The organism is Streptomyces sp. NBC_00390 (assembly GCF_036057275.1).
Taxonomy (GTDB): Bacteria; Actinomycetota; Actinomycetes; order Streptomycetales; family Streptomycetaceae; genus Streptomyces.
This window is the reverse complement of sequence record NZ_CP107945.1, coordinates 158,113-181,620: the sequence shown is the minus strand read 5'-3', so window position 1 is coordinate 181,620 and position 23,508 is coordinate 158,113. Positions and strand designations below refer to the sequence as shown.

At 69.6% G+C, this 23,508-nt stretch carries 15 protein-coding genes and 2 pseudogenes; 9 read left to right on the top strand and 8 right to left on the bottom strand.

Annotated elements, in window-relative coordinates:
- Nucleotides 1-206: 206 nt before the first annotated feature.
- The gene (locus OHS70_RS00725; protein WP_328392514.1) at nt 207-1,448 is read right to left on the bottom strand and encodes an MFS transporter; all 1,242 of its coding nucleotides are present in this window, start codon (nt 1,446-1,448) and stop codon (nt 207-209) included.
- A gap of 100 nt (nt 1,449-1,548) precedes the next feature.
- Between OHS70_RS00725 and OHS70_RS00720 the strand changes: the two genes are divergently transcribed.
- From OHS70_RS00720 to OHS70_RS00705, 4 genes are all read left to right on the top strand, one after another.
- Entirely contained in the window at nt 1,549-2,634 is a 1,086-nt protein-coding gene (locus OHS70_RS00720) for a helix-turn-helix domain-containing protein (RefSeq protein WP_328392512.1), read from the top strand.
- A gap of 245 nt (nt 2,635-2,879) precedes the next feature.
- A complete protein-coding gene (gene tap / locus OHS70_RS00715) occupies nt 2,880-5,051 on the top strand; it encodes a telomere-associated protein Tap (RefSeq protein WP_328405339.1) in 2,172 nt (723 codons plus the stop codon).
- Between the two features lie 6 nt (nt 5,052-5,057).
- Nucleotides 5,058-5,612 carry a telomere-protecting terminal protein Tpg gene (gene tpg / locus OHS70_RS00710; RefSeq protein WP_328392510.1) on the top strand — a complete coding sequence of 185 codons (555 nt, stop codon included), beginning with the start codon at nt 5,058-5,060 and terminating at the stop codon, nt 5,610-5,612.
- A 516-nt stretch (nt 5,613-6,128) separates the two neighbouring features.
- Nucleotides 6,129-7,019: a preprotein translocase subunit SecD gene (locus OHS70_RS00705; protein ID WP_328392508.1), complete on the top strand. Its 891-nt coding sequence runs from the start codon at nt 6,129-6,131 to the stop codon at nt 7,017-7,019.
- A 210-nt stretch (nt 7,020-7,229) separates the two neighbouring features.
- On the opposite strand, the gene OHS70_RS00700 is transcribed toward OHS70_RS00705, so the two are convergent.
- Entirely contained in the window at nt 7,230-7,388 is a 159-nt protein-coding gene (locus tag OHS70_RS00700; RefSeq protein ID WP_328392506.1) for an Arc family DNA-binding protein, read from the bottom strand.
- Nucleotides 7,389-7,402: 14 nt separating this feature from the next.
- Here OHS70_RS00700 and OHS70_RS00695 point away from each other — a divergent pair.
- Nucleotides 7,403-8,296, top strand: a pseudogene (locus tag OHS70_RS00695) (RNA-guided endonuclease InsQ/TnpB family protein).
- Nucleotides 8,297-8,331: 35 nt separating this feature from the next.
- Nucleotides 8,332-8,774: pseudogene (locus OHS70_RS00690) on the top strand (M20/M25/M40 family metallo-hydrolase); the annotation flags it as partial.
- 545 nt (nt 8,775-9,319) lie between these two features.
- On the opposite strand, the gene OHS70_RS00685 reads toward OHS70_RS00690, so the two are convergent.
- The gene (locus OHS70_RS00685) at nt 9,320-9,961 is read right to left on the bottom strand and encodes a hypothetical protein (protein WP_328392504.1); all 642 of its coding nucleotides are present in this window, start codon (nt 9,959-9,961) and stop codon (nt 9,320-9,322) included.
- Nucleotides 9,962-10,153: 192 nt separating this feature from the next.
- Here OHS70_RS00685 and OHS70_RS00680 point away from each other — a divergent pair, with 192 nt between their 5' ends.
- On the top strand, nt 10,154-10,369 hold the full coding sequence (locus tag OHS70_RS00680) for a hypothetical protein (protein WP_328392502.1): 216 nt from the start codon (nt 10,154-10,156) through the stop codon (nt 10,367-10,369).
- A gap of 117 nt (nt 10,370-10,486) precedes the next feature.
- On the opposite strand, the gene OHS70_RS00675 is transcribed toward OHS70_RS00680, so the two are convergent.
- Nucleotides 10,487-11,599 carry a selina-4(15),7(11)-diene synthase gene (locus OHS70_RS00675; RefSeq protein ID WP_328392501.1) on the bottom strand — a complete coding sequence of 371 codons (1,113 nt, stop codon included), beginning with the start codon at nt 11,597-11,599 and terminating at the stop codon, nt 10,487-10,489.
- 278 nt (nt 11,600-11,877) lie between these two features.
- Between OHS70_RS00675 and OHS70_RS00670 the strand changes: the two genes are divergently transcribed.
- On the top strand, nt 11,878-12,648 hold the full coding sequence (locus tag OHS70_RS00670; protein WP_328392499.1) for a hypothetical protein: 771 nt from the start codon (nt 11,878-11,880) through the stop codon (nt 12,646-12,648).
- Between the two features lie 269 nt (nt 12,649-12,917).
- Here OHS70_RS00670 and OHS70_RS00665 read toward each other — a convergent pair whose 3' ends face one another.
- Nucleotides 12,918-14,261: a cytochrome P450 gene (locus tag OHS70_RS00665; RefSeq protein WP_328392497.1), complete on the bottom strand. Its 1,344-nt coding sequence runs from the start codon at nt 14,259-14,261 to the stop codon at nt 12,918-12,920.
- A gap of 224 nt (nt 14,262-14,485) precedes the next feature.
- Here OHS70_RS00665 and OHS70_RS00660 point away from each other — a divergent pair, with 224 nt between their 5' ends.
- Complete coding sequence (locus OHS70_RS00660) at nt 14,486-15,886, top strand: cytochrome P450 (protein ID WP_443062541.1); 1,401 nt, start codon at nt 14,486-14,488, stop codon at nt 15,884-15,886.
- Between the two features lie 98 nt (nt 15,887-15,984).
- On the opposite strand, the gene OHS70_RS00655 is transcribed toward OHS70_RS00660, so the two are convergent.
- The 3 genes from OHS70_RS00655 to OHS70_RS00645 all read right to left on the bottom strand — a co-directional run bounded on the left by OHS70_RS00655 (nt 15,985) and on the right by OHS70_RS00645 (nt 23,305).
- Nucleotides 15,985-17,220 (bottom strand): cytochrome P450 family protein, encoded by a 1,236-nt coding sequence (locus OHS70_RS00655; RefSeq protein ID WP_328392493.1) that lies wholly within the window; start codon nt 17,218-17,220, stop codon nt 15,985-15,987.
- Between the two features lie 1,061 nt (nt 17,221-18,281).
- On the bottom strand, nt 18,282-22,802 hold the full coding sequence (locus OHS70_RS00650; protein ID WP_328392491.1) for a caspase, EACC1-associated type: 4,521 nt from the start codon (nt 22,800-22,802) through the stop codon (nt 18,282-18,284).
- A gap of 47 nt (nt 22,803-22,849) precedes the next feature.
- On the bottom strand, nt 22,850-23,305 hold the full coding sequence (locus tag OHS70_RS00645) for an effector-associated constant component EACC1 (RefSeq protein WP_328392489.1): 456 nt from the start codon (nt 23,303-23,305) through the stop codon (nt 22,850-22,852).
- Nucleotides 23,306-23,508 lie beyond the last annotated feature (203 nt).

Here is a 23,508-nt window from a genome sequence, read left to right as displayed (position 1 = left end):
CGCCGGATTCTGGCACAACGCTACGGCAGTACGGCAACGAGTTCTGGTGCACCCTCGAAGGAACAGCCGTTCCACCACGCTGAGTTGCGGCGACCCACCTCGGCGAGCAACGCGAGTCCCTGTTGATCTGATGACGAATTCCCGACACAAGAAGCCGGAGAGCGTCCGCCGCTGCTTCCAACCGTAGCCTTAGGCGATTGCCGAGCTCACGAGCCTGCTCGCGCCCGGCGGCAGCTACCGCTGAGCGCCGCTCCTTGATCCTTCTCGGCGGCAACGGCGGAGGCGGAGAGGAGAGTCGCACCGGCTAGGCTGCCCCAGAGGGCGGCGGGGCCGTGGGGTGCGAGAGCGGTGATGACCGCCGGGGAGACGGCGAGGCCGAAGCCCGTGGAGAGCTCGAAGCGGGCGAGGGCGCGTCCCAGGACATGGGCCGGGGCGAGGGCGGTGACGAGCGCGGTGGCGCTGCCGGCATAGATGATCTCGCCGATGGTGCAGACCACGGACACCGTGGCGACGGCCGGGGCACCCCAGCCGTGTCCCAGTGAAGTGGCCGCGAGGAAACCGAGGTAGGACGCGGCGAGCACCACGCCGGCGAGAGCCAGCACGGTCCGCCGGGAGAAGCGGGACATCAGGACGGTGACCGGAACCTGCAGGGTGACCACCAGCACCGTGTTGGCCACGAAGATGGCTGCCGACCACACAGGGGATGCGTGCAACTGTGTCACCAGGACCAGAGGGAGCGCGATTTCGGGGACGTTGAGGCAGAAGACGTAGACCACGTTGGCGACCAGCAGCGCGCGCATCCGGGGTGCGGGCCCGTCGGCCCCGTCCTTGGCCGGGGCGGCGGCCGGATGCGCGTGCAGGTGGACCGACCACGCCAAGGCAGCCGCAGCAAGATAGGCGAGACCGGTGACGGCTGCCAGCGCCTGCAATGCGGTGGTGCCGCCCGCCAGGCATGCGGTGGCGAGGAGCGCGCCCGCGCCCAGGCCGGCGTTGCGCAGGGCGCGGCCTGCCGCGAGAGCGGTGTCGCGTTCCCGGCCGTGGGCGATCGTGGCCACGAGAGCCGCGTGGGCGGCCGGCCATGCCTGGTTGCCGATGCCGAGGAAGAGTGCCGCCGTGGCGAACAGCCAGATGTGCCCCGCCGGGGTGGCCAGCAGCAGTGCCACGCCCAGCACCCGCACCAGCATCGACGCTGCCACGACCGTGCTGCGTGCGCCCCGGTCCAGCCATCGGCCCACCGCGGGCATGCACACCAGACCCACGACGACGCCGACCGTCATGGCGATGCCGGTGGCCGGCGCGGACAGCCGCAGCACCGTCACCCCGTAGAGCAGCAGAAAAGGCCGCAGTAGGCCGGTGCCGAGCGCGTCCACGGCCAGGGCGACGGCATAGCGGGGGCCTCCGGAAGCACGGACGAGGGCGCGGGGCTGGATCTTGGTGGTGGTTGCCATGGCGGCAACGGTGCGTTCGACCGCCCGGGCCGGGTACGTCGGTTGACGGACACCGTCAACCGACGCCGTCGCCGGCCATCCGGTCAGTGATGCTGAGGGGATGACGTTGAGGATCGACATCAGCGGCCTGCCGTCCGAGCGACTGCGGTTCGCCGCCTCCCCGCTGGCCGAGCTGACCGCGATGCTGCACGTGCTGGCCGAACCCGGGCATCATCCGCAGCTCGCCGGCTGGGCCGCGGACGTCTGGGCCGGGCTGCGGCCGGAGCTGGCCGAGCGCTTGCGGGAAGCGGAGTTCCTCTGGCGTTCCTCACAAGCGGACTTCCTGGTCCCCGCCCGTCCTCGGCCGACCCTCGCGGAGGAGTTGGACGACGTGGACCGGATCGACGACGAAACGTATGTGACCGCCGCGCTCGTCACCACGTGCGGCAGCAACCGGGTCCACTTCGCCGCGCCGTCGCCGCTCACCGACGCGACGGCGCGCGAGCGGGCCCTGGACCTGGCACAGGCCCGCGGCGCGCGGCAAGAGGCGTTCGCGGAACGGCTGCTCGCAGACCCGGGCGCCGTGCGGGCGCGGGTGCGCCAGACCCTCGAACAGTGCGCCGAGGCCTTCTTCGACGCCGCCTGGGCGGGCGTCGCCGTGCAGCTCGCCACCGACCTGCGTCTGAAGACCGACCTGCTCAAGCGCCAGGGCATCGGGGCGGCACTCGCATCGGTCTCCGGCGCAGTCACCCTGGCACCGGACGGCGACTGCGTCATCGTGGACAAGCTGCAGGACAAGGCGACCGCCGCCCACGGCACCGGGGTCACCTTCATCCCCAGTGTCTTCGGCAGCCCGCACCTGGTGGTGGTTCACGCGCCCGGGTGGCAGCCGGTGGTGCAGTATCCCGTGGCCGAGCCGAGTCCATCGGAGCCGGTATCGCTGGAAACGGTCACACTACGGCTGGAGGCACTCGCACATCCGGTACGGCTGCGGCTGCTGCGCACCCTGGCCCGCGGCCCGCACACCACCGGTGAACTTGCCCACGCCTGGGAACTCACACCCCCGGAGGTTTCCCGCCACCTCGCTGTCCTGCGCCGCGCGGGCCTGCTCACGGCCCGGCGGCACGGTCGATACGTCCGCCACACCCTCAATCTGCCCGATCTGACGGCGCTGGGGGCCGACTTGCTGGCGGCCGTACTGCGCTGAGCAGCTTCGGTCTGCCGGAACGCGCGCGACCGCCGCCTTCGCAGCATCGCCCTCGGCAGGCCGCCGAACAGTACCGGCGTGACCGCCGACTGCCCTCGGGCAGCCGGGCGGCACACTGGCCGCACCGCCGCCCGTTTCTCCTGGCCGTACCCCCGCTGCTGGTTCTGGAGCCCCTACGAGCAATCTAAGAGAAATCCAAGTTGAATCCATGTGGGATTGGGTACGATGGGCGCTTGGAGGTCCCCGTGTCCCACGACGAAGAGGCGCTGTTCAGCGCAGTCGACGCACTGCTGGATCAGGTCGCACAGGACCCGCTGCCGCCGCCTGCGGAACGTAGACGGCTGCGGGAGGCGGCAGGCCTCAGCCAGGACCAGATCGCGAAGGCGCTGCAGAGCCGACGCGAGTCCGTGGGGAACTGGGAGGCCGGCCGCAGCGAGCCCCGTCCTCCGAAGCGTGCCGCATACGCCCGGCTTCTGGGAGGACTTGCAGACCGCTTTCCTCCGACTGACGCCGCGCCCGACGAGGACAAGGCCCCCGAGACAGCAGTGCCCGCACCGGTGCGACAGGTCACCGCCGGGCACCCTGCCTCCGCGGGGGCTGCTGCGGCATCAACGGCTGCACCCGCGCCGGCGCCGGTCCGCACGGCGGGCACCGCCGGGGGATCGCCGCCTTCCTCACGCCGTCCGGCCGCGAACAAAGGGCCAATGCCTTCCCAGGCCGGGACAGCCATCGACCCGCGCTTCGAGAACGGCCCGCTCGCGGTCGTGGACGTCGCGGACGGGCAGCTGTCGGCCTACTGTGTGGGCGGCCTGGTCCTGGACGTTCCCGCGAAGTCCCTTCCGGCACTGGTCGACTGGACCTTGTCGGAGGCGAAACTGGGCGCGCCCCGGCTGAACCGCAACGGCAAGGACGCCGACCCGCTGATCGTGCTCACCCCAGCGGCCTGTGCGAGCTACGGCCTCCCGACACGGCTGACCGACGAAGAGCGCCGGGCCGGTCGGCTGCACGAGGGCCACAAGGTCCTCAAGCAGTTGACGAAGGCCAACTGGCAGCTCACCCGGCGGGGTTTCGGGCCGTGGGCCCGTATCTACCGGCCGGCGCAGGGCTCACAGCGCTCCTGCGTCCAACTGTGCATCCCGGGATGGGACGCGCTCGATGCCCGCTCCTGGGGCGACGCCGCCCAGCTGCTCCCGGCGGATCTCGCCCACCTGCTCGGCACGTACGCGACGCGCGTGATGACCCCGCGCGGTTCGACGGCGGTCAACGGCCTGGAGCTGATGACCGCGCTGCACCCGCCCACCCGCGCCGGCGATCCGGATGACCAAGGCCGCCGTCACAGTGAACACAACCCCGGATCGCTGGGCACCCGGCCGGTGGAGTGCGCGCCGTGCGAGGCGCCGGACGGACACCCGCTGCTCACCGGCCTGCCGCGCTTTCACCGGCGCACTCCGGACGAGGTCCTGGTGGAGGAGGCCTACGACTGGGCGCGCCCGCTCACCGATGACGAGTGCACCAAGCGCTTCGTGGTGGGCATCGACGTGAACATGGCCTTCGCCGCAGCTGCGAACGGCACCGTCGTCGGCATCGGCGAGAAGGTGCACGTGCAGAAGCCGGCCTTCGATCCGAAACTGCCGGGCTCGTGGCTGGTGGACCTCTCCCACATCGAGCTGGACCCGCGCCTCCCCTCGCCGTTCACACCGTCCGGCGACCGTCCCGAGGGCCCAGCCTGGTACGCGACGCCGACCGTCGCCTATGCGGTGGAGCTCGGCCACCAGGTGGCGCCGTTCGAGGCGTACGTCCGGCCCACGAGCGGCCGCTACCTGGACGCCTGGTACAACAGGCTCCGCGACGCCTACCTTGCGACGATGGCGGACCTCGGCGTCACCGCCGACCTTTCACCGCAGGAGTTCCTGGCGGCGATGGCCCGTCACAAACAGACCGACCCCGACATGGCGATCGTCCTCGCGGCCATCAAAGCGACCGTGAAGGGCGGCATCGGCAAGCTCCGCGAGCGGCCCCGCGGCGGCGGCTGGCGGCCCGGCCAGCCATGGCCCGCCCTCGCCCGCCCCACCTGGCGACCGGACATCCGCGCGGCCGTCATCTCCAAGGCGCGGACCAACATGCACCGCAAGATGCGCAAACTCGCACAGGCCGCGGACCTGTACCCGGTGGCCGTCCTGTCCGACTGCGCCGTGTACGTTTCCCACGGGCCCAGCCCACTGGACTTCCTGCCGTACCAGGACAACAAACCGGTGCCCGGCGGCTTCCGGCTCGGCGTCAGCCCGGGGATGGTCAAGCACGAGGGCGCCCAGACCATCCTGTGGGCCGAAGGCATCCGTGAAGAGCACGGCCAGGACCTCAACCTGGCCCGGTACATCAAGGACGGCAACGTCACCGCCACGGACAACGGGGAGTAGACCGCGATGGGCATGCTCGGCGACAGCCTCGACAAAGCCGTGCAGGGCGCCTTCACCCGCCCCGTCCCGAAGTCCGCGCCTGCCCGGATGCGGTACCTGGTCAAGCAGCTGAAGGGCACCAGGGCGGTCGCCGACCTGCTCGGCACCACTCAGCGGACCGTCGAACGCTACGTCAAGAACGAGATCAAGCACCCTCGCAGGGAACTCGCCGCCCGCCTGGAGAACGAGGTCACGCAGCGATGGCAGCCGCAGATCCGCAAGACCGCCAAGCACAAGGCCGCCACCACCGACGGCATCATCGTCGACACGCGCGCGCGGTTCGGCTACACCGCCGCGCCGGGCACCACGGACGACGCCCGGCTGCGCCACCTCACCCAAGCTCTGCCCCCGCAGTACGCGGCCAGGCTCTTCGAAGCCCAGGAACAGGGCGCCACCGAACAGCAACTGCGCAACATCGCCGCCGAAGGCCTCCAGGAGATCTACTTCAAGGACAGCGGCCGCCGCGCTGCCGGGCTGCTGGTGGAGTTCACCGACGTCGACTACATCGACTTCGAACTCTGACCCGGCGCCTGGCAGTCAGCACCAGTTGAACAGTTGAGCCGAGGCGCGACAGATCGCTGCCCTGCGGGCCCAGGCTGTCGAATGCTCGCGTACAGGTCCTCTTGCAGGTCGATGGTGCGGATCGCAACCGCGCCGACCTCCTGTCGGTGTGTCGGCCCCCGCAGGCGCGACGGCGCGAGGAACTGACCGGCCTTCCGAGGCGCCGGCAGAGCGCTGAAGTCATACGTTCGCACGCCGAGTTGCGCTGCCTGGACGGCGCGGGCCGACGGGTCGGCCTGATGGGCGCCGACCGCACGCACACCGTTGGCACGCAGACTGCCACGGCGGTTGCGTCCACCGGGCGAGCCTCGCCGCCCCGTTCACCGGAGGCTGCTTCCGGGACCGCTGTCCCGGAACCGCTGCGCGCGGGAGGTCGTCCCGGCCATCATGGGACAAAGTCTCCGAAGTTGACGCCCCTATGCAGATGCAGGTGAATGCATGGACCGGTCCTCGTCCGCCCGCCCGTCGTCTCCGCCAGTGACACGTCCGCGACGCCTCACTGCACTCCTCGCCCTCGTCGTGCTGACCGGGTCGCTGGGAGCCTGTTCCGATCGTTCCAGCCGTTCCGAGACCGGGGCCGGGCAGGCGGCCGGTTCCCCGAAACCGGCCGGCGGTCCGGACGGTGCGTCGGCGCGGACCAAGGCACCTGGCGCCGACGGGTCCCGGGAGCCGGGCTGGACCTCCGTCACGTTCAGCCCCGAAACACCGCGGAGCGCCGGGCAGTTGCGCCAGGCCGCGGACCGGATGAAGCAGCGGGCCGGCTCCCTGGGACTTGAGGACGTACAGATCGACGTCACCGGCGGTGACATCACCACCCGGGCAGCGGGTGACAGCGAGAAGAGTCTGACGGCCCTGGGACAGACCGGCGCACTCGCGTTCAGGCCCGTTGTCACGGTGTCTCCCAGCACGGCCGGGAAGTGCGAGGACCTGCGGCGCGAGGCCTCCGCCCGTGATTCCGAGTCCGTGACCTTGTGCGGTGCCGAGGATGCGGAGGCGCTCGACTATGTCCTGGAGCCGGCCTCCCTGGTGGGTTCCGACGTGGCGGGAGCCAAGGCACAGCTCGACTCGAACGGCGGATTCTGGATGGTGTCGCTGACCTTCACCTCGAAGGGGTCGGTGAAGTTCGCCGACGTCACGGCCGAGCTGGCGACCCAGCAGCCGCCCATGAACCAGTTCGCCATCGTTCTCGACGAGGAGGTACTTTCGGCTCCCTCCGTTTCCCAGTCGATCACCGGAGGGCAGGCGCAGATCTCGGGGTCGTTCACCAAGGGATCGGCGCGGCAACTTGCCTCCCTCGTCGAGTACGGCGCGCTTCCGGTCCGCCTGAAGGTCTCCAGCGTCACGCGCTTCCCCGCCAAGTCGGGTTGAGCGCCAACCTCGATCGACGTCCACCGCGCACCTGCCGCGACAAGCCTTCGGCCAAGGCGCTGCTGTCGCCCTGCACCCCGAAGCCCGGGAACGGCTGCGCCGGGCGGACGACGAAGCCATTCCCGGGTCTCCTTCGAGGATGCCCCGTCCTTTAGGGCGGGGAGGAATCGAAGCTCACGCGTAGCGGGTCATGGGATGGACCGATCGCCGTCAGGGCGAGTGGTCGTCTCCGCTCGCCGGGCCGAGCGCGACCTCAAGCAGGTGGACGATCTCAGAGTTGAGGGACCGCCGGTCGGCGCGAGCCTCTTCAACGAGGCGTGCATGCAGGTCCGTTGGCAGGCGGAGAGAGATCCGCTTCTCATCGATCATGCCAAAATGATGCAATGGCGACACCACGGAAAGCGGCGGAGGGTACCGGGCACGCCCGGTACACCTACCGGCTCCGCGTGTCGTCGACCTCCCGCACCGCCCTCCTCGCCGAGTGGGACCGCTGCCGGTGGATCTGGAACGAGTGCGTCGCCAAGTCCCGGCAGATACACACCCACAACCGTGCGCACCCGGACGACAAGCTGACGTGCGGCCCGGCCCAGCTCGACAAGATGCTGACCGACGCCCCGCGCCAGGCTGCCGTGGCTCCGCGACGGCGCCAGCGTCCCGCAGCAACAGATCATCCGGGACTTCGCCAAGTCCCGCTCGAAGGCGCTGAAGGACATCGAGAAGCGGCTGCCCATGCGGCAGCGCGCGGGCATGCCCAGCGTGAAGAAGAAGCGTGAGGCGCTGCCCACGCTGAACTACACCACCCGAGGCTTCCGACTGAAGGACGGCCGCCTGCATCTGGCGGGTGGGATCGTGCTGGCCGTGGTGTGGTCGCGGGAACTACCCGCCGTACCGTCCTCCGTGCGCGTGTACCGCGACGCTGTCGGCCACTGGTACGCGTCGTTCGTCGTCGACACCGAGGTCCAGCCGCTCCCGGAGACGGGTGCTGTGATCGGCGTGGACGGCGCCACGAAGACGGCCCTGATCGAGATGGGCCGCAAGCACGGGCGGGACGTCCGCCTCGTGCATCCCGCGCACACCACCATGGACTGCGCGTCGTGCGGAGCGAGAACCAAGCACGCACTTCCTCTTTCGGAACGTACCTACACCTGCACCGCGTGCGGAGTCGCATCCCCCAGGGACAAGAACTCTGCCTGCGTGATGCTGCTCCGGGCTGGTCTCAACCGGCTGGTGTCGAGGGTGTAAGACCCCCGGGAGCGCTGCTCCCAGAGGCAGCCTGAGCCAGGAATCCCCTCCCTTCAGGGAGGAGAGGATGTCAAACCAGGTACTGGACATCGCAGCGCTTGGCCGACCCGTTATCGGCACGACTGCCACCCCGACCGTCGCGTCCGCAGGAACCTGGACAACGTCGTTCCAGCGGAGGCGACCGTCATCGTCGACGTCCGGGTCGAGTCGGCCGGCGAGAAAGAACGAATCGAGTCTGCGTTCGTGGCACTGGCTCCGCATCTCGATGGGGCGGAGATCGCGGTTCAGGGAGCCATCGGCCGGCCGCCGATGCCTGAGCCGGCGTCGACCGAGCAGGCAGTCGGTGGCGGAAGCGACGGCAACTTCACCGCCGCACTGGGGGTTCCCACACTTGATGGCCTTGGAGCAGTCGGGGGCGGTGCCCACGCCGACCACGAGTACCTGGTGATCGGAGCCATGACCGAGCGAGCGAACCTTGTTGCCGGACTGGTGAACGCGATTCAAAACAGGTAGAGAACGAGAATGGGTGGAGCATGCGCGACCTGCGAACGATCAAACGGACGAGATGGCGGGTGCGCTGCGATGCCCTGACCCACGTCAGGGCCTCACCGTCGGAGGGCCGGGCGCCACTGCCGCGACGCGGACAGGGGCTTCGCGCGGAGGCGTCCGCCCGTGCTGCCCGTGATGGTCTCCCCGCCGTCACCGACGTCCGGCCGGCGGGTCCGCGTGAACCGGGAGCTCCTCGTTCTGGCGCATGACGTAGTGGGACTCGACTGCGATGCGCCCGCCACTGTCCGCCCTGTGGGGAAGATGCTCGCATGGATGTCCTGAACCTGCTGATGCGTCCGGTTGCCAGGCCCTGGGTAAATGGCCCCAGCACGAGACCGTCACGCCCCGCCTGACCGTCGAGCCACAGGGCTGTCGATGCCTGCGTCTCTCGTGCGAGAAACCCGTTTGCGAGAGTATGAGCCGCTCGCTCGGTGGCCCTGCACTGCGCAACTGCACTGCCGGCCGTGACTGTGGCAGTGGGGGCCAAGGCGTGCGGGGGCCGGCCCGCCTCAGGAGGCTTTGGCGGTGGGCGCTTCTCCTTGCTGGATCTGCCGGACGCGTTCGACTTGTATGCGGGCGACGGCCTCGAGGATCTGCGGGTCGGGGGAGCGGTAGTCCTGAGTGTCCACGTCGATGTCGACGGATACGACCGTGGCTCCGACCACGGCGTGGATGCTGGCGCTGCAGAGGCTCTCCACCAGGCAGCCGTGCGCTGAGAAGGCCTGGTCAGCCCCGGTGACGGTGATGGGGGCGACGCCGCTGTCGTACTGAGTCCTGCTGAACGCGAGGTGATCGGTCGCGGCGGCCGGGCCGCTGAAGGAGCTGATACTGAAGCTGACGGTTCCGTCGAGGTCCGGCGCCTCGTAGCCCACCGTTCCGTAGGCCTTGCGCCCGGCGTCATGTGCCGCGTCGTCGCGCTGCGGCGCTTGCGCCTTCGTCCAACCGGACGGCACAGCGTCCACGCCGGGCAGCGCCGCGGCAACCTGCTTCTTGTCCAGGACGACCGCCTTCGCCCCGTCCGATGGAGAGCTGTCGGGCTTGGAGCTGCATCCTGTTGCGACGACTCCTGCCACCACCAGTGCGGCACCTATCTGCCGCCACTGTCTGTCCTTCACCCGCACCACGACGCACCACCCACCCCTGTTGTTCATCGCCGATCCTCGCACGTCGGGAGCCTTCGCCGCACCTTCGCCGGGCGGGCTCGGGCTGACGGTGACGGCTGAAGGCCCGAGCGCTGCCGGCGCTGCGCAGAAGGGCTTCGCCCCTTGAGCCGCGCCCCGGGCGTTCTGTGCCCGTGGCGCTGGTGGCGTCGCTGAAGGCCGATGGACCGGTGGACGCCGTGATTGGCCGGGCACTACTGCCTGCACGCAGCCCTCGGCAAGCTCGAGGCGGAGGTCGCCGTAGGCCAGCTCTTCGTCCGCTTCCCCGACGTCATCCTGGCGACGACCGACGCCATCCCCACCATGGGCTCCATCTCGCTGTACGGGCTCCAGCGGCTTCTGGCCAGTTTCTGCGCCGGCGACCAGGCCCGCGTCAAGGAGGTCGCCATCAGGGCCTGAGCGGGTGGATACACCGAGGGCCCCCGACCGAGGCGTGTGGTTCGGGGGCACTCGTGTGCCAGATCTGTCGCCGCCCGCACAGGCCACGAGCCAGCGGTCCGTGCTCTGGCTGGGCTGCTACTGCGGTGCGCGCCGAGGCCTGCGAGGAGTGCGGGACTGCTCCAGGGGGGCAGTCCGGGAGGCAGGCACCAGGTCCCACCACCAGGAGACCGACGGGATGTCCAGCGGGTCGGAGCTGTCGTCGGTCGGCCGGTCGGAGAACGACGAGGAAAGGGCGGCCGGGTCGTCGGGAGTGGTGTAGCGCAGGGAGCTGACGCTCCAGTCCTGGGTCGCCCGGATGAAGGAGGCGAGGTTACTCAGGTACCGCCGCACCTGGGGGCTGCCCTCGTCGTCCAGCTTCGCGCGCAGGCTCAGGAAGAGGCACATCACCCGGTCGCGTTGGGCTATGGCCTTGGTCAGAGCCTGGTCCGGGCTCAATGCGTACTCGTGCTCCAGGACGCGGATCACGTTGACGTAGTAGTTCGTTCCGCGGCTCTCCTTGTGGTGGGAGTAGATGTCGTTGTCCCACGTGGTGATGAACGACGTCATCTCGGAGGCGGCGCGCACTGCTTTGCTGTCCCGGTCGTGAGGCTGGAGCTCGAATCCGTAGCCCATCTCCAGGAACGGCTGCACCACGGATGTCGCGCCGTCGTAGAGGCGCATCAGTGCGTAGTCGTTCAGCCCGGGGACCCGGCCCGCGGCCCGGTTCTCGGCCTCCCACACCACGGCGAAGAAGTACTCGCGCAGAGTGTCCACCCAGCGCCCGGCCTGGAGAGCGGTTCCGCAGCGGGAGACCCGCAGCGTGAGGTCCCTCAGTCCCTCGGCGAGGGGATCGTCCGTGAGCATGGGAGCCTCGGGGTTCTGCGCAATGCGCAGCAGCCGCTGGAGGGCCGCTGCCAGCTCGCCCGGCTTGTCGCCGAGATTGCCTTCCTCGCAGTAGCCGTCGTCCACGCCGAAGAGCCAGATGACGAAGTCGGAGAGAAGGGAGACGACCTCCTCCTGCCCCTCCGGAAGGATGCGGGCGGCGAACACGCCGATGTCCTGGGTGACGAGGCGGCTTCGCCACTCGGGTGATCCGATGTTGAAGGTGTCGGCCCAGGCGGCGGTCCGGGCGTCGATTGCTGCGTGGTTCGGGTGCACGGCGGGAGGGATGGGAGCGTATATGGGGGGAACTGCCAGTGCAGGCCTCACTCGTGATTCCCTTTCAGTCGTTGGCGCGCGCGAGCACTCTGGGGGATGTACAGACCATGGCTGGAACTGCACGGTGAGTGATCAACTAGGGGGAATAGTACTGAGCGGAAGTCGGCACTCAAAGGGCTGCCGGGCGTCGCGAGAGCCAAGAAGAAGGCCTGGGCTGGCAACCGATGTTGAGTCGTCCAGCGTGCCTTCGCCGCCTTGCACCACTTCCGGCGCCTGCGCGGCGCCGCCTTGCACAATTACCATGCAACTTCCCTATGGACGCGGAGAGCATGAGCATCTGGCCCAGCTACGTGGGGCGGGCACTGCGTGAGCTCGGCCCAGCCACCGGTTCCTACGTGGTGCACATCGCCGACGAGTTCGTCGACGAGTTCGCCCCGGCCGGGCGGGAGGACTTGGTCCTGCGATACGCCCGCCCACTACCCATCCAGGTCACTGCCGGCCTGCTCGGCATGGACGAGCGCTACGCCGCAGACATTGGGCAGTCGCTGCCAGCACTCATGGGCCGCTCCTCGCATCCGGAGGGCGCCCACAAGACCATAAAGAGCGTCTGCGAGCATCTGGTTGCCGAGAAGGCCCAGGCAGCAGGGCCCGACCTTGTCTCGTGGATGCTTCACCACGCCCCGCCCGAGCGGCACGCGGACATACCCCGCCTGGTACACCGGCTTCTCCTGGGCATCACCGCCACCGCCACGTCCAGAACCATCCTCGAGTTGAGCCGCTGCATTCCCTCGTCCGGCGGCCGTGCCACCGGTCCGGCGTCGGGAGACGCCGGAGCTGTCCAGGGCGCCCTGCCGATTGGCGCCCAGAGGGTGGTGGGTCTCCTGGTGGCGACAGCGGTTGAACGGATCCTGTCGCGGCTGCCTGACGTGCGGCTTCGGATGCCGCTGGCTGAGGTTCTGTGGGAGCCGGTACTCGGCGTGAGCTGCCCCCAGTCTTTGCCGGCTGTCTTCTCACCAGTGGGCATGAGATACACAGCCGACGAGGACATTGATTGGTTGCCCGCGCCCACCTTCACCTCCAGCCCGCCGACGCAGTCCTGAGATCCGCTCGAAGGACCTGGAGTGGTCGTGCACCGGGCCTACGGCACCGGCGTCACGGACGAGGCCAGGGAGGGATGGTGGCGCTGAGCCGTGCCTTCAACACATCCTTCGCGGCAGTGATCTGGGGCCACGAGAGACTCCATTCAAACGCGGGCCCCGGCCGCTACGGTCGGGGCCCGGCACCGGAAGCGGCCCTTGGCGGGTGGTGGTCAGTCGCTCTGCCGGCGGTGGATGACCAGCGGTATGCGGGTCGGATGACGGCGACCGGTTCAGTCTTTCCGCGGCTGAACTGTCATAGGGATGCTGTCGGCGTGGACCACTGCTGAAGCGACTTCCTTGGGCCGGTGGCCGGGTGCCGGGGTGAACTGCCACCGGGCGAGCAGCGTGGCGATGGCGATGGTGGCCTCCGTCCAGGCGAACAGGTCCCCGATGCACTTGCGGTTGCCGGCACCAAAGGGTACGAACGCCTCGCGCGGGATGGCGTCCCGGCGCATGGGCAGCCAGCGGTCGGGATCGAAGGTGTCGGCGTTCACGTAGACCGCCGGATCTCGGTGGATGGCGTAGAGGCTGAAGCCGACCTCCGTGCCGGCGGGGAATTCGGTGTCGGCGAGCACTATCGGCTCGGTGGTGCGGCGCATCAGGAAGGTGACCCCGTGCAGTCTGATGGTCTCGTCCAGCACGCGGCGGATCCCCTCCAGACGGGGTACGTCCGCGATGGTGACGGGCCGGTCGCCGACGACCTCCCGGATCTCGGAGAGCAGCTGCTTCTCCACCTCGGGGTGGTTCACCAGCTCATGAAAGGCCCAGGCGAGCGTGGCGGCGGTGGTCTCGACTCCTGCATACAGAATGGTGCTGAGTTCGTCGCGGACCTCGACGTCGGAGAGGGTCTTTCCGTTGTCCGCATCCTGGGCCGCGAGTAGCATCGACAGCAGGTCGCCCCGCTCGGTCTCTCCCGAGCGTCGAGCATTGGCCACCACTTCATCGATCACCACGCGCAGCGCCTTGCTCGCCGCATCGAAGTCGCGGTTGGCACGGATCGGAAGCCCGTCCAGGACCTTGGGTGACCCTGCCCGTATCAGCAGGTTCTTCATCACGACGGGCAGGTTGACGCGAATGGCTTCGACTGCCGGCAGCCCGATGTCCGCCGAGAACAGGGTCGACGTAAGCGTGTCGATCGAGTATTTGGCCATCGCATGCTGGAGGTCGATCACCTGCCCGGGTTCCCAGGAGTCGGCCAGCTCATGGGCGTGGCGGCTCATGATCTCGGAGTAGGCCGCGATGCGGTCCTTGGAGAACATCGGCTGGATCAGCCGCCGGTGCGCGCGGTGCACCTCGCCGTTCGCGTTGGCCAGGCCGTTACCGGCGAGCGGCCGCAGCCGGTCGAAGAAGCGCCCCTTCTCGAAGCTGCGTGCCTGCCTCACGGTCACCTCGTGGACCAGCTCGGCCGACGTGACCACGTACGTGGGCATCGTCCCGAAATCGATACGGACCAGGTCACCGTGCTGCCGCAGCGACTTCACGAAGCCGAGGGGATCGCGCCACAAGGCCAGAGCGTGGCCCAGAAGCGGAACCGCTCCCGGAGCGCGTGGAACCGTCTGCAAACCAGCTGACACCAGGGAACCCTTTTCTCTCTAGGTCGTGCACCTGCCGGAAACAGGAAGATCCCATCACCGGATGGGCCCCCAGCGCGAGGCCACGGATCGTCACATGATCGTATCCAGGCCTGAGTTCGGCACAAGACCGTCTGCTTGGCCGGTGTGGATCACGGATATGCTGCGTGCGCTCCTCTACGCCATCTGTGCGCGACACCCCCGCGCCGCTGCTTCCCGGAGGCCTCGTGACCACCCCGTACCCAGACTCGTCAGGCATATCGGCTGCGGCGCTTCCGCCTCCGGGATGCCCGGCACACGCACTCGGTTCTGGGGTGCGCCGGATGTACGGACCGGAAGCGGAGGAGCCGTACGCGCTCTACGCCAAGCTGCGTCAGGAGCACGGCTCGGTGGCGCCCGTGCTGCTTCCCGGTGACGTACCGGCCTGGCTGGTACTGGGACACCGGGAGAACCTGGAGGTCATGCGGTCACCCTCCCTGTACTCCAACGACTCCCGCATATGGAACGTCCGGTTGCAGCCCGACTCCCCACTGCTGCCGATGACCGCATGGCAACCGCTGCTGGCTTTCACCGACGGCACGGAGCACGCACGACTGCGGGCGGCAGTGACAGACGGTCTGGCACGGTTCAACCGGCACGGGATCCGGCGCTATGTCGTGCGCTACACGCACCGGCTGGTCGACAACTTCGCCGGCGCCGGCAGGGCCGACCTGGTGGCGGACTTCGCCGAGAAGCTGCCGATCCTCGTCATGGCCCGGCAGTTCGGCGTGCCCGAGCAGGACGCGCTGCCGCTGGGTGCCGCGGTGCGTGACATGGTCAAGGGCACCGAAACGGCGCTGCAGAGCAATCAGTTCGTCGTGGGTGTCCTGCAGGAGCTCGTCAAGCGAAAGAAGGAGCAGCCGGGCGACGACTTCGCCAGCTGGCTGCTGCGCCACGAGTCGGCTCTCACGGACGACGAGGCGATGGAGCACCTGCGGCACGCCATCGTCGCTGCGACCGAGAACACCACCAACCTGATCGCCAACACGCTGCGGATGGTGCTGACTGACCGGCGCTTCCGTTCGAGCCTGTCCGGAGGTGCGATGACCCTCCCGGACGCGCTGGACCAGGTGATGTGGGACGCGCCACCTCTCACCGTGGTGCCCACCCGATGGGCGACCGGCGACACACGGCTCGGCACCCAGGAGATCAAGGCAGGCGACCTGGTGATGCTGGGCCTGGCGGCCGGCAACGTCGATCCCGAGATCCGGCCCGATCTGTCCGCCCCGGTGCACGGCAACCGCTCACACCTTGCCTTCAGTGCTGGGCCGCACGAGTGCCCGGGCCAGGACATCGGGCGGGCCATCGCGGACACCGGAATCGACACGCTGCTCGCACGGCTGCACGACATCGAGCTCGCCGTGCCCGAGGACGACCTGCACGTGACCGGCTCCCTGGTCTCCTCCCGCCTGGACGACCTGCCCGCGCGCTTCACGCCCCGGCGGCCGAAGCAGGAGAGCACCGGCGGTAGCCCGTCCCCTTCGTCCTCCGCCCAGCCGCTGCCGGCTGCCGCTCCTTCGGTCGGCCCCGCTCCCGCGCCGGTCGTGGTCGCGGTCCGCAAGCCGTGGTGGCGCAGGCTCTTTGGCTGACGCCAGAGACAGCCGTGGGGTTCGGATCACGTGATCCGGACCCCACGGGGCGATGCCGAAACCGCCGCTCGCCCGGGAAATTCAGCGGCCCGCGCCGCTCAGGCAGTCATGGCTGCGTCCTGGTCCATCGACAGTGCGCCTGTCGGCGTTCCGTCCCCGCCGTGCAGATGGACCGGCAGGGACTGGTAGCCCTGGAGTGGGATCGACGTCAGGCGGGCAGGCTCCGAGGCCAGCGTGAGGTCGGGGTAGCGGCGCAGGAGTGCGCGAAGCGCGATCTCCGTTTCCAGCTTGGCCAGCCGCGCTCCCAGGCAGTAGTGCGCACCGAACCCGAAAGTAACATGCTCTCGGCTCGTGGTTCTCGCGATGTCGAATGCGTGGGGGTGCTCGTGTCGGCCCGGGTCCCGCCCGGCCGGTACGAGGCTGGCGAGGACGGCGTCACCCTTGGCAACCCGGACGCCTGCGATCTCGGTGTCCCTCACCGCGTACCGCAGGATGGCGTGACGCACGGGAGGGGAGTAACGCAGGCCCTCCTCCACCACATTGGCCCAGGTCCCACCGTCCTCGGCGCCCAGGGCGGCCGCCAGCATGACCGGGTGCCGCAGGAGGGCGTGGAGCGTGTTGGTGATCGAGTTGATCGTGGTTTCGTGCCCTGCGATCAGCACCAGGAACAGGGTCTCGACCAGTTCCTGTTCGCTGAGACGGTCTCCGTCGTCGCCGGCTTGGATCAATGCGGTGGTGAGATCGTCCCCGGGATCAGTGCGCTTCCAGTCGATAAGCGCCGACAGGGAGCTGTAGATCGCTGCCACGGCCACCCGGATGTCATCGTCCCCGGTGGCGCCCTTCTGGGGCGTGACGAGGCGATCGAAGCGGCTGCGCAGCTCGCCGACAGCCGAGTCCGGTACTCCCAGGACATGACAGATGACGGTCACAGGCAGCGGGAATGCGAAGTGTTCCCGCAGGTCGACGGGGCTCCCAGCGCTGCTCGTGGCCGCCAACCGGTCCAGCAGCTCCTCAGCTGTCTGCTCTATGCGGGGCCTGAGCGCCTCGATGGGCGCCCGCGCGAAGCCGGAGCTCACCAACTGCCTCAGCCTGCGGTGATCGGCGCCGTCCATGTGGAGCATTCCAGCACCACGCACCAGGGCGATCAGTTCCCAGTCGTCCGCTATCCGGCCGGCGGCGAGCGCGGGCCAGAAAGCGGGATCCTTCGTCAGGTCCTCATGACCGAGAGCCCGCTGCGCCGTTGCGAGGTCTGTGGCTGCCCAAGCCGGCACCCCGCCAGGCAGTTCCACCGCTACCAGTTGTCCGAGCGCGCGGAGCTGCTCAGCCTCCTCCATGGGGTCAGCATGGGGATCGAGGGGGAAGGGCTTGCGGTTCGTCAGGTCCACGGACACTCCAGTGTTGAGACAGAAAGAGTCGGACAGAGGCACGACACCAAGCAGGTTCCGACTCGGAGTCTGCCAATTTGCGCCACTGCCAAACGAGCGTTGAGGCGGCGGCCCCACCGCGTGTCCTCATGCCACACCGGGTAGATCAGGCACGCCGTGTCGGCAGTCCGGAACTTCAGGCGAGCGGGCGCAGCGACACGGTACAGACATCCGACCGCACCCCGGAGGTGCACGGGGGCACGATCGAACCCCGTGCAGGGTGCGGCGCCGGTTTCAGCTGTCCTTCCGGCGGATGGGAACTTGCATCTGCTGGAGATTGGGCTTCAAACAATCCAGTCTTCGCCACATCGGGCGGGCCCCCCAGCGCACCGCCCCTGACAACTGAGCCCGGTCGCTAATTTCCTGACATGCTGTTGTCCCCTTCACCTTTCGGATCCAGGTAAGTCATCCGGCCCAGAAACCTCCTTCCGAGTTCCTCCCAGCTGAGCCGGGGATACAAACAGAGCGCCTCGTGGCGCACTTGGTGCGCTCGACCACCCAGCGTTTGCGTACCTGGATCGGAGCGAGTACGCCCTGCGGGCGATCTGGCCGTGGAGGCCGAGTTCGTCGAGCAGTTGCCGGGTCGGGTTGTTGTCGTAGGCACCGTCCAGGTGCATGCTCGCGCCCGGCGGGACCGGCAATGCCAGGCCGACCGTCTGGTCGTCGGCGGCCAGGGCGTGGGCCTTCTGGCCGAGGCCGGCCGCAGCCCAGTCCTTGAGCCGGCGGCGGATCGAGTTCGCGCCACCACCCAGCGGGTCCGGCCCAGCCTAGAGTGCCCGGCGATCAAGGAAGAAGTGGGCTGCGGGCATACCGCTGTGCTCGCTAGGGCCGCCGGCCGGCGCAGGATCGAGGTAGGCCGGTCCCTGCGACCGCGGCCACCCGCCGCCCGGCCCCTCCAGTCCGCCGAGCGGACGGGCGCCGTGTACCTGGGTGGGCAGCCGGATCGAGCCGACGCGGACCGCTGCGTCGCGTCAGCCGGAGGGCGGACGGCAGGTCTCCTCGTACGCGGTGTCGCCCGCGTGGACCTTCCAGGCCGCCGGGTCGAGGCCGGCGCCGGACAGTCGTGCGCACGCCCGAGGGAGGAGGTCAGCCTGGGGCGACGCGACCATGGAGAGGTCCCACAGGTCGACTTCGGTGAGGCGCTGGACGGCGAGCGTACTTCCCCTGGGCAGGAACGTCATCGACAGCGGAAAACCGGGACTGTTGCCGTGGAGGGCCGGACCGATGCGACGTGGCTGGCTCCGGTCGGTGATGTCCCAGATGACCACGGCGCCGTCCACGCTGCCGGAGGCGAGCTTGGAACCGTCGGGGGAGAAGGCGATCGCGCCGACCGGGCCGATGTGGCCCACGTTGGTGTGCGCCAGCCGACGCGGACGGCCGGGATCGGTGACGTCCCACAGGGAGAAGGAGGCCGAAGCATGGCCGATGGCGAGCAGCGTGCCGTCGGACGAGAGGGTCATCGACGAACGACGGTTGCCCATCTGGCCGGAGCCGACGCTGCCCAGCTTGCGCGGGCGACCCGCCCCCTCGGACATTTCCCACAGGGACACCTTGCCTTCGACGCCTTCCGTAGCCAGCCTGCGGCCGGACGCGCTGAAGACGGCCTCAACCACGCCGTCGGCGTGGGTCAGCGTCGCCGTCCGCACGGGACCGCCGGAATCGGACACGTCCCAGACGATCACCGCTCCCTTGTTGTCCCCAGTGACAAGCCTCTGACCGTCCGGCGACCAGGCGAAGGCCAGCGGAACGCCCTGATGCCCCTTCAGCGGTGAACCGACCGGCCGGAACGAGCCCCACTCGGCACGCCAAAGCAACACTCCAGTCGAGCCGGTGCCCCCGCTGGTGGCCAGCCATCGTCCGTCGCGGGAGAGCGCGGACCCGGTCGGAGAGGAGGTCTCCTCCCCACGGGGGCCAGGCAAGTAGACGACCGGCGGGAGCGCGCGCGGCCGGTCCGGTCTGGAGACGTCCCAGAGCAGCACATTCCCGTCCTCGGAGCTACTGGCCAGCAGCCCGCCGCCCTCTGATAGCTCCCCCGCCATCGAGAGCCCACCGTGTCCGGCCAGCGGGTCCCCGAGGCGGTGCGGGCGGGCCCTGTCCGACGTGTCCCACAGCACTACCCGGCCGTCGGCTCCCCCGGTGACGACGAGGTCGCGCCGGTCGGCGACCGATACTGAGGTCACCGCTGCGCCGTGGACGAGCGGCCTGTCCGTACGGTCGAAACCAGCCTTGGACACCTGCAACAGTTGTACGGTGCCATCCCTGCTGGCGCAGACGAGCGCAGTGTCCTTGTCGGTGAAGGTCAGGGCGCTCACTTCGTCGGACAGGTCGATGAACGTGGAGTGGTGGGGGTGCAACCGCTTGGGCTTGTCCCGGTCCGTCACGTTCCAGAACGAGACCTCGGCGTCTCTGGTGCCCACGGCGAGCGTTCGGCCGTCGGACGACAGTGCTACCGCAGAGACCGGTGCCTTGTTCGAGGACACCGCGGGGAGTGGGGGACCCAACTTCACAGCCTCCCTGCCGGTGGCGTCCCAGAGTTGGACGGATTGCTTCCCGTCGCTGGTCACGAGCAGGGTCCCGTCGGGCGACAGGGCGAGCCGCGGCCGGTCCCGTGAGTCGCCGCTGTGCTTGACGCTGGCGAGGACCAGCCCGTCGGTCATGTCGATGAGCGCGCTGGCATGGAGGGTGGCCACGGCCAGTCGGTATCCATCGGCCGACCAGACTACCGACGCGACGGGCGCCCCGAACCCGCGCAGGGGTGGGTCGAGGGGCTTGGGGATACGCCGGTCGCCGGTATCCCACAAGGTCACTTCCCTGTCCCCTCCGGCGGCCAGGAGCTTGCCGTCGGGCCGCCACGCCAGTGCCGTGACGGTGCTGTCGCGCGCCTCGGCCGGCTTCGCTGCCGCGACCTTCTTGATCAGCTCCGGCCGCCCGGTCCGTGCCACGTCCCAGAACCGCAGCGTGCCGTCCGCCGTGGCCGCTGCCAGCGTGCGTCCGTCGGGGGAGAGGGCCACAGCGGTGGGTTCCGCGTCGAGGCCGTCCAGGGTGGCCGCGTGCCGGGAGGTGGTGAGGGTGTCCTGCAGGCTCGCCCGGGTGGCTGGGTTCTCCCGGTCGAGCCGATAGGCGGCTGCGCCCAGTTGCAGGGCGAGCCGCGGGTCGCTGTCGCGCAGCAGCTCGGCCTTGTTGACCATGCTCCGTGCGGCGGAGACCCGTGCCTCCCGCAGTGCTTCCCCGCGTTGCTGGTAGGCGATGGCGGCTGCGGTCGCCGCGAGCACCAGCAGCAGCGCCAGCGCGGTTGTCACCAGGTTCCGCAGCCGCCGTCGCTGCTGTCGCCGCCTGGTGCTGGCTGTCAGGAACTCCTGGGCCACGGCGGGTAGTTCGGGCGCACGATTCGCGTCGGCCGCGGCCCAGTCCTCGGCGGCGGCCAGCGGTGTCCCGTCGTACAGCAGTCCCGGTTCCCGTTCCTGGGCCGCCCAGCGTTGAGCGTGGTCGAGGAGCTGCTGCTCCAGCAGGAGGTTCGCCTGGTCCTCCTTCAGCCAGCCGCGCAGCACCTGCCATTCGCGCAGCAGTGCGTCATGGGTGATCTGCACCGTGGCGTGGCTGTCCTCACCGTCGTCGGTGATCAGCCGGGCGGCACCTAAGGCGTCCAGTACGTTCTGTGCCGCGGCCGGATCGGGCAGGCTTGCCAGCAGCCGTCGGCGGTGCAGTCGGCGGCGGGTCGGCACGGTCTCCTCGTCCAGGTGCACCAGCCTCAACAGCAGCCGCCTCGCGCAGTCCCGGCCCGCCGTGTCCAGATCATTCAGCGCCTTGTCGGCCCGGTCCGACAGCGCACGGCTGATTCCTCCGGTCCGCAGGTAGTCGGCCACGGACAGAGCCGGGCCCGTACCGCGCTCCCAGGTCTCGCTGAGCGCGTACGACAACAGGGGGAGTCGGCCCGGCTCGTACCATCCCTCGCCCGTACCCCAGCCACCCTGGCCGAGGTCGGTGAGGAGTACCTCGACCAGGCCGGGCTCGATGCGCCGGCCCGCGGCGGCGGCGGGCTTGGTGATCGTCTCTCGAACCTCCTCCTGGCTCATCGCCCGCACTGTCAGCGGCCTGTTCTCCAGCGCTACCGCGAGCTCGGGGAACGCCGCGCAGCGGTCGTAGAAGTCGGCGCGTACGCACAGCACCAGCAGCGCGGCCGGAGCCTGGGTCCCGCCGCCGGCCGCGGTAACCAGCGCCCGTACGAAGACGTGCTGATCGGCCTCCGTCGCCCCGGCGGTGAACAGTTCCTCGAACTGATCGACCGCCAGAACGACCCGGTTCTGCCGGTCGGCGAGCAGCAGGGCGCCGAACCGCCCGGGGTCCTCGCGTAGCCCTGCCGCAGCTTGCTCCGCCGGTAGTCCGGTCAGGTCCTCCACCATCCCGGCGAGCACTCCGACCGGGTCGCCGGTGGGCGTGATCACGCGCCGCGGCCACCAGGCCGAACCCGCCACGTCCAGCCTGCCCTGCGCCAGCGCGGGCAGCAGCCCTGCCCCGACCACGGACGACTTGCCCGCCCCCGACGGCCCCAGCACTGCCAGCGGCCGCCCGTCCATCGCGCACTCCCGCAGCCGTCCGATCATCTCCGTGACCAGCCGGGCCCGTCCGAAGAACAGCCGCTCGTCATCCTGGTTGAACGCGTCCAGCCCCTTGTACGGGCAGTCCGGTCGCGGGCCGTCGCCCTCAGCCGGCGGTGCAACCGGCGGGTCGGCCGGGGCAGCGGGTGTCCACGCCGGGTTGTCGGCGACAATCAGCCGCCCCACGCCGCCGCTCAACAACAACCTGGGCCGCGGCAGGCCGGCGGCCGGCAGCGACCGCTCCAGCTGCCGGTGGACCTCCTCAATGGTGAAGACCGGCGGCCCTCCCGCCACCCCCGTGGCCAGCATTCCCAGCAGTGCGCCGCTGAAGGCCGTATGACGGTCACCTGCCGGTGCCAGGGCGAGCTGGCTGCTCCCGGTCGCCGTCAGGACCAGTGCTCCGGCGATCCGGGCGAGCTCGGTCACGGCGGCGCCGTTGTCCGGCGACAGTGAGCCCAGGGCGAGCCCGGCGAAGCAGCAGTCCAGCACCACGACACGGGACGCGGCCCGGCTCCCCGCGACACAGGCCCGCACTGCGTCGTACGGAAGGGCGGTGAAGCGGATCATGTCCCCGCTGCTCACCGATCCGGCGGTGGCCAGGTGCAGCGTCCCGTTGGCGGCGACGAGCCCGTGTCCCACGTAGTGGATGAGCAGCATGCCCTCGGCGGCCTCCTTGGCCTCTGTGATCGCCTGGCCGAATGCCTCCACGTTCGGAGGGTCGTGCACGACGGTCACCGACTGCCGGGGCAGTCCGCAACGTTCGACGTACATCTCCCGCAGGTCCATGAGCGTGGGGGCCACCGCCTCCACATCGGGGAGGTCCGACCTCGCGTCGTGCCGCCCTGTGCCGATCAGGACGACCCTCGCCCCCTCGTAGTCCCCCAGCCTCGCCGCCATGCCGCGCCCCCGCTTAGGTGCTTGTTCCGCCCGTGCCGACGTCCGTCTCAGTGCCCGGGAGTTGTCCCGTCGTCCTCGCCCGCGTTCTCGACGGCCGACGGGCGGATCGCAGGAGATTCCAGAGTGTCCGCGATCTCCCCGAGGAACTTGCGCAACTGCTCACCGTTCAGCTCGGTGACATGGTCGGCCGAGAGCGTCACGCTGTCCCCGTTGCGGCGCCGGACCACCAGCCGCACAGTGGACCTGCGGCTCCGTAGCCAGGCCACTAGCACTCCCGCCACCACGACCATTGCGCCGCCTGGCTCGACCAGCAGCGTCAGCACGTCCGCCGGCACCCCGAGCGTTCCGGCCTCAGGGGGCCGCGCGACCACATGCAGACGCCCCCTCAGGTCCTCGTCGCCCGTCAGCCGGTGTCTCAGTTCGAACAGTGGCGTGCCGTCGCGTTCACCGACGGGGCTGTCTTCCGCCAAGACGATCGTCACTTCACTCGTCGCGCGCTCCACGATCCGCCCCCTCCAGGACTTCCCCCGACCAGCATCGGATAACTGGTCAGGGGGTGGGACGACAGCCTAGGGACGATGAGGCACGCCCATGGTGGAACCCACCGAAAGGAGGCGCCCAGTTGCGAGCGGGCGCCCCGGCGCACGCTCGCCGGCGCGGCGGGCCACGCTTGGACGGGCGACGCCTGAACTCCTTCGAAGTGTGG

What these genes read in the sequence shown, in the direction of transcription:
- OHS70_RS00725 (WP_328392514.1), bottom strand. Translation starts at nt 1,448, where the DNA reads ATGGCAACCACCACCAAGATCCAGCCCCGCGCCCTCGTCCGTGCTTCC.
- OHS70_RS00720 (WP_328392512.1), top strand. Translation starts at nt 1,549, where the DNA reads ATGACGTTGAGGATCGACATCAGCGGCCTGCCGTCCGAGCGACTGCGG.
- tpg (WP_328392510.1), top strand. Translation starts at nt 5,058, where the DNA reads ATGGGCATGCTCGGCGACAGCCTCGACAAAGCCGTGCAGGGCGCCTTC.
- OHS70_RS00700 (WP_328392506.1), bottom strand. Translation starts at nt 7,388, where the DNA reads ATGATCGATGAGAAGCGGATCTCTCTCCGCCTGCCAACGGACCTGCAT.
- OHS70_RS00685 (WP_328392504.1), bottom strand. Translation starts at nt 9,961, where the DNA reads ATGAACAACAGGGGTGGGTGGTGCGTCGTGGTGCGGGTGAAGGACAGA.
- OHS70_RS00670 (WP_328392499.1), top strand. Translation starts at nt 11,878, where the DNA reads ATGAGCATCTGGCCCAGCTACGTGGGGCGGGCACTGCGTGAGCTCGGC.
- OHS70_RS00655 (WP_328392493.1), bottom strand. Translation starts at nt 17,220, where the DNA reads ATGGAGGAGGCTGAGCAGCTCCGCGCGCTCGGACAACTGGTAGCGGTG.
- OHS70_RS00650 (WP_328392491.1), bottom strand. Translation starts at nt 22,802, where the DNA reads ATGGCGGCGAGGCTGGGGGACTACGAGGGGGCGAGGGTCGTCCTGATC.